Annotated in this window: 9 protein-coding genes; all 9 read left to right on the top strand. The window is 43.2% G+C overall.

What is annotated here, in order from left to right; genetic code table 11:
- Positions 1-103 precede the first annotated feature (103 nt).
- A complete protein-coding gene (gene fabL, locus WB217_RS14495; RefSeq protein ID WP_423993943.1) occupies positions 104-853 on the top strand; it encodes an enoyl-[acyl-carrier-protein] reductase FabL in 750 nt (249 codons plus the stop codon).
- 278 nt (positions 854-1131) lie between these two features.
- Entirely contained in the window at positions 1132-1326 is a 195-nt protein-coding gene (locus WB217_RS14490; RefSeq protein WP_423993942.1) for a gamma-type small acid-soluble spore protein, read from the top strand.
- A 328-nt stretch (positions 1327-1654) separates the two neighbouring features.
- Entirely contained in the window at positions 1655-1909 is a 255-nt protein-coding gene (locus tag WB217_RS14485) for a YgaB family protein (RefSeq protein WP_423993941.1), read from the top strand.
- A 251-nt stretch (positions 1910-2160) separates the two neighbouring features.
- Entirely contained in the window at positions 2161-2691 is a 531-nt protein-coding gene (ntdP, locus tag WB217_RS14480) for a nucleoside tri-diphosphate phosphatase (RefSeq protein ID WP_125481814.1), read from the top strand.
- A gap of 94 nt (positions 2692-2785) precedes the next feature.
- On the top strand, positions 2786-4534 hold the full coding sequence (locus WB217_RS14475) for an ABC transporter ATP-binding protein (protein WP_423993940.1): 1749 nt from the start codon (positions 2786-2788) through the stop codon (positions 4532-4534).
- A gap of 255 nt (positions 4535-4789) precedes the next feature.
- On the top strand, positions 4790-5803 hold the full coding sequence (locus WB217_RS14470) for an ABC transporter ATP-binding protein (protein WP_423993939.1): 1014 nt from the start codon (positions 4790-4792) through the stop codon (positions 5801-5803).
- Positions 5778-6746 (top strand): ABC transporter ATP-binding protein, encoded by a 969-nt coding sequence (locus WB217_RS14465; protein WP_423993937.1) that lies wholly within the window; start codon positions 5778-5780, stop codon positions 6744-6746. Before WB217_RS14470 ends, WB217_RS14465 begins: the two co-directional genes overlap by 26 nt.
- A 93-nt stretch (positions 6747-6839) precedes the next feature.
- Positions 6840-8441 carry an ABC transporter substrate-binding protein gene (locus WB217_RS14460; protein ID WP_423993936.1) on the top strand — a complete coding sequence of 534 codons (1602 nt, stop codon included), beginning with the start codon at positions 6840-6842 and terminating at the stop codon, positions 8439-8441.
- 117 nt (positions 8442-8558) lie between these two features.
- On the top strand, positions 8559-9210 hold a 652-nt coding region (locus tag WB217_RS14455), incomplete at its 3' end, for an ABC transporter permease (RefSeq protein ID WP_423993934.1).

Below are 9210 nucleotides of genomic sequence, written 5' to 3'. Positions count from 1 at the left end.
CAAAACAACTAAAACTCGGCCACATTAATTGAGTGGCTAAGCAGGAGCATTTGCTGCTATTTACATAAGAGCTAAAAATATAATTAAAGAGAGGGATTTTTTTATGACCCAGAAAGTTGCATTGATCACGGGCAGCAGCCGAGGAATCGGTAAAGCTTCAGCGATTAGATTGGCAAAAGAAGGCTATGACATTGTCGTCAATTATGCGCGCAGCAGAAAAGCTGCACAAGAAACTGCAGAGGAAATAGAGGCCATTGGTAGGAAGGTGCTTGTTGTTAAAGCTAATGTCGGTGATGTGAGCAAGATTAAGGCGATGTTCGAACAGATTGATGAAGAGTTCGGCAGGCTTGATGTCTTTGTGAATAATGCTGCATCAGGTGTGCTTAGGCCGGCGATGGAGCTCGAGGAATCACATTGGGACTGGACAATGAATATCAACAGCAAGGCGCTTTTGTTCTGTGCCCAGGAAGCTGCAAAGCTGATGGAGAGGAACGGAGGCGGTAAAATCGTCAGCATCAGTTCTTTAGGCTCGATTCGCTATTTAGAGAACTACACAACCGTAGGGGTTTCAAAAGCCGCCCTAGAAGCTTTAACTCGCTATCTGGCTGTCGAGCTTGCCCGTAAAAACATCATTGTCAATGCGGTTTCCGGCGGTGCAGTGGATACAGAAGCATTGACTCACTTCCCAAACAGGGAGGAGCTGCTAGCAGAAGCGAGAGAGAAAACTCCTGCAGGCAGAATGGTCGAGATTGATGACATGGTTAATGCAGTGATGTTCCTTTTAAAAGATGAATCCAGTATGATTCGCGGCCAGACAATCATTGTCGATGGCGGAATTTCATTATTAGTTTAGCTCTGTTAATCAAGGCTGTTGATTTTCGTTCCAGGCGCTTCGCTTTCCGCGGGGCTGGCGCTGAGCCTCCTCGTCGCTTTGCTCCTGCGGGGTCTCAGCTGTCCAGCTGAGACCGCAGGAGTCTACGCGCCTTCCACTACAATCAACAGGGTATGAAAATGAACATTCAGCTTTAACAGAGCCATAGTTTAAATTAGATTATTGGTTGAATTTGGTATAAAAAAATCGGATAGCTCACTCCACGGATGGTTACATTAATATTCGTGGAGGTGATAACAATGGCAAAACAACCTAATCAATCTCAAGCTGGTACAAACATTCAACAGGTGAGACAACAAAACGCTCAATCTGGACAAGGCGCACAAGGCCAATACGGCACTGAGTTCGCTAGCGAAACAAACGCTCAAGAAGTACGTCAACAAAATCAACAAGCTGAAGCGAAAAAAGGTCAAAACTCTGGCCAACAGAGCTAAGATCACCTATACGAAAGGCACTCTTTATTCGAAGAGTGCCTTTTCCAATGTAGTGGGCGAATCATACGCACTTATTTTCCTCACACGAATAGTCATGAGATGCCCGATCCAGAACTCAAGAGGATTTTCCTGACTTCATTGTTATGAGAAACCTTCAATAAAATTATTAGAAATGTATGAATAACAATTCAGATTGGGTTTGCCCTCTCGAAGCATTTTTAAAATCATTCGACAAATGTTCTGAATACTCTACATAACTAGTCAAAGGAAATCCATCTGCCTGACCGAATACATTAGGAAGATAAATTTTTACAGGCGGTGGAAAAGCATGGATAAATTTAACGAATTGGTCTCTACCCAAATGCAAACAATGGAAAAGCTTCTTTATCTGCAGTCTGAATTAGAACGGTGCCAGGAAATCGAAAAGCAGCTGGATGCTCTCAAGCAAAATGCTGAATTGGAGGAGCTTCGCGTGGAGATTGACCGGAAGAAACAGGAGCTGCACGAGATCCACCGAATGTTTGAAAAACAAACAGAAGAAGTGATCCATACGTATCAAGAATTAGCGGTGACTTTTCGATAAAAAGCACTCAGGAAGGTCTATTATTAATCGATCATTTCAGAAAAGTTCACTAATTTATAAAAATATATCAATTTTAAGGGGCCATCGCTGTAAATCGGTGGCTCTTTTGTTTTAAATTCTTCCATTAACCGTTATAATAATAAAAAATAGGAATCGTTCTTTGTTGCCTTTTGTCGTTTTTCAATTTTTCTAGATAAATATACATTGATAGGTTGCAAAGTTTCCGGGAAAGGAAAGTAGGGGAGAAGAACATGGGCGTACCCATCGAAGGTGAATCTGTCCAAATCCATAGTTATAAGCACAATGGGCACATCCATCGAGTCTGGGAAGAAACCACCGTCTTAAAAGGAACACAGAATCTTGTGATCGGCGGGAATGACCGGACAGTCGTAACGGAGTCAGACGGAAGAACCTGGATTACTAGAGAGCCTGCAATCTGTTACTTCCACTCTCAACTGTGGTTCAACGTTATAGGCATGATTCGGGAAGATGGCGTGTACTATTATTGCAATATTAGTTCTCCATTTATTTTTGATGGAGAAGCGCTGAAATATATTGATTATGATCTCGATATTAAAGTTTTTCCTGACATGACATTTAATTTACTTGATGAAGATGAATATGAGCGCCACCGAAAAGAAATGCAATATCCGGATGTGATTGACAAGATCCTAAAATACAATGTCGAAAAGCTAAAACGCTGGATCAGGCAACGGAAAGGTCCATTTGCGCCTGACTTTATCGATATTTATTATGAACGGTATTTAACTTATCGTCGTTGACCAATCAGGATAGACAAAGCAGCCTGTTGATTTGTTTCAACAGGTTTTTGTTTCGCAGTTAAAGCTAGGCAAGGCTTCATAAGGGGGAACAAAATTGGGCAGCATCCACAGATACTTAAAATTCGTAAAACCATATCGGCTGCAGATTATTGGAACAATCATTATAGGGGTTCTTAAATTCGCAATCCCGCTGTTAATACCATTGTTAATAAAATTTGTCCTTGATGATGTCATTGCCAACGACACATTAAGTAAAACAGAGAAAACGGACAAGCTGATCTGGGTAATGGGCATCATGATCGTAGTTTTTGTTGTGCTGCGTCCGCCTATTGAATATTACCGCCAATATTTTGCCCAATGGACAGCAAGCAAAATTCTCTATGATATACGAGACAGACTGTTTACGCACATGCAGCGTCTCAGCTTTAAGTATTATTCGAATACTAGGGCAGGTGAGGTCATCTCGAGAATGATCAACGATGTTGAACAAACGAAGACCTTCGTCGTGACCGGCTTGATGAACCTGTGGCTTGACGTTGCTACTATATTGATAGCGGCTGCTATCATGTTTACTATGGACGTGAAACTGACCATTGTCTCGCTTATCCTGTTTCCTTTTTACGCTTTTTCCGTTAGGTACTTTTTCGGGAATCTGCGTAAGCTTACGAGGGAGCGTTCACAGGCACTTGCGGAGGTACAAAGCTACTTGCATGAGCGGGTAGCAGGAATTTCTGTCATTAAGAGCTTCGCAATCGAGGATTATGAGCAGACGCAGTTCGACCGCCAGAATAAGAACTTTTTAACAAAGGCTTTAGAGCACACAAGCTGGAATGCCAAAGCATTTGCTGTGGTCAATACGATCACGGATATCGCTCCGCTTCTCGTTATCGGATTCTCAGGCTATCAAGTTCTCCAGGAAAATCTGAGCATCGGGGAAATGGCTGCGTTCATCGCTTACATCGACAGGCTTTACAATCCGCTCCGCAGGCTGGTCAACTCTTCAACTACATTAACCCAGTCAATCGCTTCAATGGACCGTGTATTTGAATTCATGGATGAAAAATATGATATCAAGGATTCAGAAGATGCGATTGAACTGAAAAAGGTCCATGGCGATATTTCCTTTAACAACGTAAGCTTTGCTTATGATGAGGGCGAGGAAGCAGTCCTTAAGAACATCAACATTGATGTGGAAAAAGGAGAGACGATTGCCCTTGTAGGAATGAGCGGCGGAGGGAAATCTTCCTTCGTCAGTCTGATGCCAAGGTTCTTTGACGTTACTGAAGGAGCAATCTTCCTTGATGGACAAGACATCCGTTCTTTCAAAGTCCGTTCTCTGCGCGATAAAATAGGAATGGTTGCACAGGATAATATTTTATTCAGTGAATCGGTCAAATCAAATATCCTGCTGGGTAAACCAAGAGCCAGCGAAGAGGAAGTAGTGGAAGCGGCAAAGGCGGCAAATGCCCACGAATTTATTATGAATTTACCTGAAGGATATGAAACAAAAGTAGGGGAAAGAGGCGTCAAGCTTTCTGGAGGGCAAAAACAGCGTGTGGCAATTGCCCGAGTCTTTCTTAAAAATCCGCCGATTTTGATCCTGGATGAAGCTACCTCTGCGCTTGACCTGGAAAGTGAGCACCTCATACAGGAAGCAATCGAGAAGCTTGCCAAGGACAGAACCACTTTCATTGTCGCACACCGTTTGTCCACGATTACACATGCCGACAGGATTGTGCTGATCGAACATGGAGAAATCGTGGAGGTTGGCCGTCATGATGAGTTAATGGCAAAGCAAGGTGGCTACTACCGATTGTTCCAGGTTCAGCAGCTGGAAAATTAAATAATAGTTAAAAAACGAAGCACATATTAGTGTTTCGTTTTTTTTTGCCTTGTGGTAACCCGAATGGCTCATAATACATCTAAACAAAAAATAAAATAGCTCAAATCGCCTATTATTATTCCAAATGTTTATTATATTTAAATAATTAAGAAAAATCAGTAGACTAAGTCATTGTATTTAATATAAAATGTTTAACACAGACAGAAGTAAATTATATTCAGCAATAATATTTCGGTAATAGAAAGGAGTAGTAAAGTGGTACATGCTCCGGTTTTGGATGTAAAAAACTTAAGAACATCTTTTATCACATCGGATGGCGAAATTCCAGCTGTTGACGACGTCAGCTTCTCAGTGAACAAAGGAGAAATCCTTGGAATTGTGGGAGAGTCAGGCTGCGGCAAGAGCGTTACATCATTATCCATCATGAAGCTGATTCCACAGCCACCAGGGAAAATAGCAGGTGGGGAAATCCTCCTTAATGGTGAGGACCTTGTCCATGCATCGGAAAAAAGGATGCGTGAGATACGGGGTAATGAAGTAGCGATGATTTTCCAGGAGCCTATGACTTCGTTAAATCCATTATTTACGATTGGCGAGCAGCTGACAGAAGCGTTGAAAATACATAAGAAACTGGGCAAAAAAAATGCATATCAGCAGGCGATTGAAATGCTGAAGCTCGTCGGACTCCCGAGAGCTGAGCAGATCATCAAGGAATATCCCCACCAGCTTTCAGGAGGGATGAGGCAGAGGGTTATGATTGCGATGGCGCTTAGCTGCCACCCTAGAGTATTGATTGCTGATGAACCTACTACAGCGCTTGATGTCACCATCCAGGCGCAAATATTGGCATTGATGAAGGATTTGAACGAAAAGCTTGATACAGCCATTATCATGATTACGCATGATCTAGGTGTCGTGGCAGAGGTTTGCCAGCGAGTGGTTGTCATGTATGCTGGCAAAATCGTAGAGGAAGGGCTTGTAGAGGATATCTTCAAGAATCCGAAGCACCCATATACGCTTGGCCTGCTTAAATCGATTCCTGATATCCGTGAGAAAAAAGAGCGCTTGTACTCGATTCCAGGAAACGTTCCAAAGCCTGGGTCGATTAAAACAGGATGTCGGTTTGCTGCCAGGTGCGAATTTGTAATGGACAGATGCTTGAGTGAAAATCCCGAACTCTATGAAACTGAAAGGCCGGGACATTCTGTGCGCTGCCTTTTACATGAGAAGGAGGGAGTAGCGAATGGCAGAAGTACTGTTAAAAGTTGATAATCTTAAAAAATACTTCCCTATCACTGGAGGCGTCCTCGGCAAACAAACCGGAAGCGTCAAGGCTGTTGATGATATCAGCTTTTGGGTCAATAAAGGCGAAACACTCGGCCTGGTTGGCGAGTCAGGCTGCGGGAAATCCACAACAGGAAGAATGTTGATGCGACTGACAGATCCTACTGAAGGGCAGGTGGTCTTTGAAGGTAAAGATTTAGTTACTCTTTCAGACAGTGATATGCGTAAAACCCGCAAGGACATGCAGATGGTATTCCAGGATCCATTTGCTTCACTGAATCCAAGGCATACGGTCGAAAAAATCCTCGAGGAGCCATTGATTGTCCATGGCATCGGGACTAAACAGGAGCGCAAGAAGATGGTAAAGGAAATGCTTGAGGTTGTAGGCCTCAGCAGCTACCATGCCAAAAGGTATCCTCACCAGTTCAGCGGAGGGCAGCGCCAAAGAATTGGAATTGCCCGTGCCCTTATGACACGGCCAAAGCTGATTATTGCGGATGAACCTGTTTCGGCGCTGGATGTTTCGATTCAATCACAAGTGTTAAATCTACTGGGAGACCTTCAAAAGGAATTTCAGTTGACTTATATTTTCATAGCCCATGACCTGGGAGTGGTAAAACACATCAGCGATAGAGTGGGAGTCATGTATTTGGGAAGGCTGGTTGAAATTACAGACGCAGATAAGCTGTATGAAAAACCGCTTCACCCATATACGAAAGCATTGCTTGCGGCTGTTCCTATTCCTGATCCTGAGATCAAGCGGGAAAGAGAACTGCTGACTGGAGATATCCCAAGTCCAGCAAACCCGCCTAAGGGATGTGCCTTCCATACAAGATGCAAGGCATGCATGGAAGTTTGCAAGACTGATAGACCCGAATTGAGGGAAATTGAACCTGGTCATTTTGCTGCCTGCCATCTATATTCCTAGCAAATAGGAATGTGTGTGAGTAAAACAGCATAGATGATATATATCATGGACTGGAACCAAAAATACTGGTCCGAAAAAACAAGGGGGAAAAATATGAAAAGGCGTTTTGGATTGATGTTTTTTGCTTTTATCCTGATCCTGAGCTTAGGGCTAGCCGGCTGCAGTAATGAGTCTGGCGGCAAGAAAACTGGCGGGGAATCTGATTCAGACGGCGGATCATCGTCAGGCGGAACTCTCGTATTCGGCCGCGGTGGCGATTCAACTTCGCTTGACCCAGCGATTACAACTGAAGGTGAAGCTTTTAAAGTAACAAAAAACATCTATGAAACTCTCATCGAATTTGGTGAGCAGGATACAGAAATCAAGCCAGGTCTTGCTGAGAGCTGGGAAGAATCTCCAGATGGTCTAAAGCACACATTAAAATTGCGCAAAGGTGTTAAATTCCACGATGGTACGGATTTCAACGCCGAAGCAGTAGTATTCAACTTTGAGCGCTGGAAAGCAGGAAACAAAGAGCAATTCTATTACTATAACTCACAATTTGGTGATGTAATCAAGGAAGTAAAAGCTGTTGATGAGTATACAGTAGAATTCACATTAAACCGTATACTTGCTCCTTTCAACAAAAACCTTGCTATGTCTCCATTTGGAATTGCAAGTCCTGAAGCAGTCAAGAAGTATGGTGATAAATTCCTTGAAAACCCAGTTGGTACTGGACCATTTAAATTCAAGGAATGGAAACGCAATGACAAGGTTACCTTGGTAAAGAACGAAAATTACTGGGATAAGGGACTTCCAAAGCTTGATGAAGTTATTTTCCGTGTAATCCCAGAGAACTCAGCTCGTTTGAATGCATTGAATACAGGAGAAGTTGACATTATTGACGGCGTGAATTTCAGTGATGTCGAATCAATCGAAAGCAATCCTGATTTGCAGACATTCTTCCGTCCTTCTTTGAACGTCGCTTATCTAGGATTGAACAACGAACGCGGACCGTTAAAAGACAAGAAGGTACGTCAGGCATTAAACTATGCTGTTGATAAGAAATCGCTGATCGACGCATTCTACGCTGGTGCAGCTGAGCCGGCTAAGAACCCAATGCCAAAAACTGTTGCAGGATATAATGATGAAGTTGAGGGCTATGAATATAACCCTGAGAAAGCTAAGGAGCTTCTAAAAGAAGCTGGATTTGAAAATGGCTTTGAAATGGAACTATGGGCAATGCCTGTTGCAAGACCATATATGCCTGATGGAAAGAAGGTTGCTGAAGCCCTTCAAGCTGATTTCGCCAAAATTGGCGTAAAAGCTAAGATTGTCTCTTATGAATGGGCAACATATCTTGAAAAAGCCCGTGTTGGTGAAGCAGATTCTTTCTTGCTTGGCTGGACTGGCGACAATGGTGACGCTGACAACTTCCTGTATGTACTTTTAGACCAGGACAACATTGACAGCAATAACTATGCACGCTACAAAAATCAAGAGGTACATGATCTGTTCATCAAGGCTCAGTCTACTAATGACCAGGCTGAACGTGAAAAACTTTATAAAGAAGCTCAATTGCTAATTAAAGAGGATGCTCCTTGGATTCCACTAGTTCACTCAGAGCCTGCTCTTGCGGGAAGAGCTGACGTGGTTGGATTCAAGGCACACCCAACAGGTTCTGACCTGCTTGCAACTGTTGAATTCAAAAAATAATGCATCAGGAAAAGGGAGAACATGTGCATTCTCCCTTTTCTGCTGAAAAGCGGAGCGCGTTGGTCATCACTGACCTCCGTTTATTAAAGACATATCACCATGAAAAGAGGTGGGAAGGTGTTTGCCTATTCTGTCAGAAGGATTTTATCATTAGTTCCTGTACTGTTGGGTCTTTCACTTATTGTATTTTTTATAATCAGAGCAATCCCTGGCGATCCCGCCCAAGTCATTCTCGGGCAGCTTGCTACTAAGGAAGCGATGGCGGATTTAACAAAACAGCTTGGACTTGACCAGGCGTGGTATATTCAATATTTCAACTATCTAGGCGACTTGCTGACCGGTGATTTAGGACAATCCTTAAGGACGAAGTCAGAGATCAACAGTGAAATATGGCCATACTTTGCTGCCACAATGGAATTATCATTCGTGGCGATGCTGATTGCCATCGTCATAGGTGTGAACGCGGGGATTATTAGCGCATGGTTCCAGAATTCATGGTTTGATTACGTAGCCATGGTGCTTGCCTTGATAGGGGTATCTATGCCGATTTTCTGGCTTGGATTGATGGAGCAGTGGATGTTTGCCATTAATCTGGACTGGCTGCCGACATCGGGCAGGGAGGAAGTACGAAATCCAGTCGATGCTATTACGAATTTTTATATTATAGACACGCTGATCCAAGGCCGAACTGACCAGTTCATTGAGGTACTGAAGCATCTGTTGTTGCCGGCGGTAGCTTTGGCAACCATTCCAATGGCAATCATTGCAA

The organism is Mesobacillus sp. (assembly GCF_049588175.1).
GTDB lineage: Bacteria > Bacillota > Bacilli > Bacillales > Cytobacillaceae > Mesobacillus.
Note: the sequence above shows the minus strand (reverse complement) of the source record. Positions and strands in the feature narration are given on the sequence as shown.

What these genes read in the sequence shown, in the direction of transcription:
- fabL (WP_423993943.1), top strand. Translation starts at nt 104, where the DNA reads ATGACCCAGAAAGTTGCATTGATCACGGGCAGCAGCCGAGGAATCGGT.
- WB217_RS14490 (WP_423993942.1), top strand. Translation starts at nt 1,132, where the DNA reads ATGGCAAAACAACCTAATCAATCTCAAGCTGGTACAAACATTCAACAG.
- WB217_RS14485 (WP_423993941.1), top strand. Translation starts at nt 1,655, where the DNA reads ATGGATAAATTTAACGAATTGGTCTCTACCCAAATGCAAACAATGGAA.
- ntdP (WP_125481814.1), top strand. Translation starts at nt 2,161, where the DNA reads ATGGGCGTACCCATCGAAGGTGAATCTGTCCAAATCCATAGTTATAAG.
- WB217_RS14465 (WP_423993937.1), top strand. Translation starts at nt 5,778, where the DNA reads ATGGCAGAAGTACTGTTAAAAGTTGATAATCTTAAAAAATACTTCCCT.
- WB217_RS14460 (WP_423993936.1), top strand. Translation starts at nt 6,840, where the DNA reads ATGAAAAGGCGTTTTGGATTGATGTTTTTTGCTTTTATCCTGATCCTG.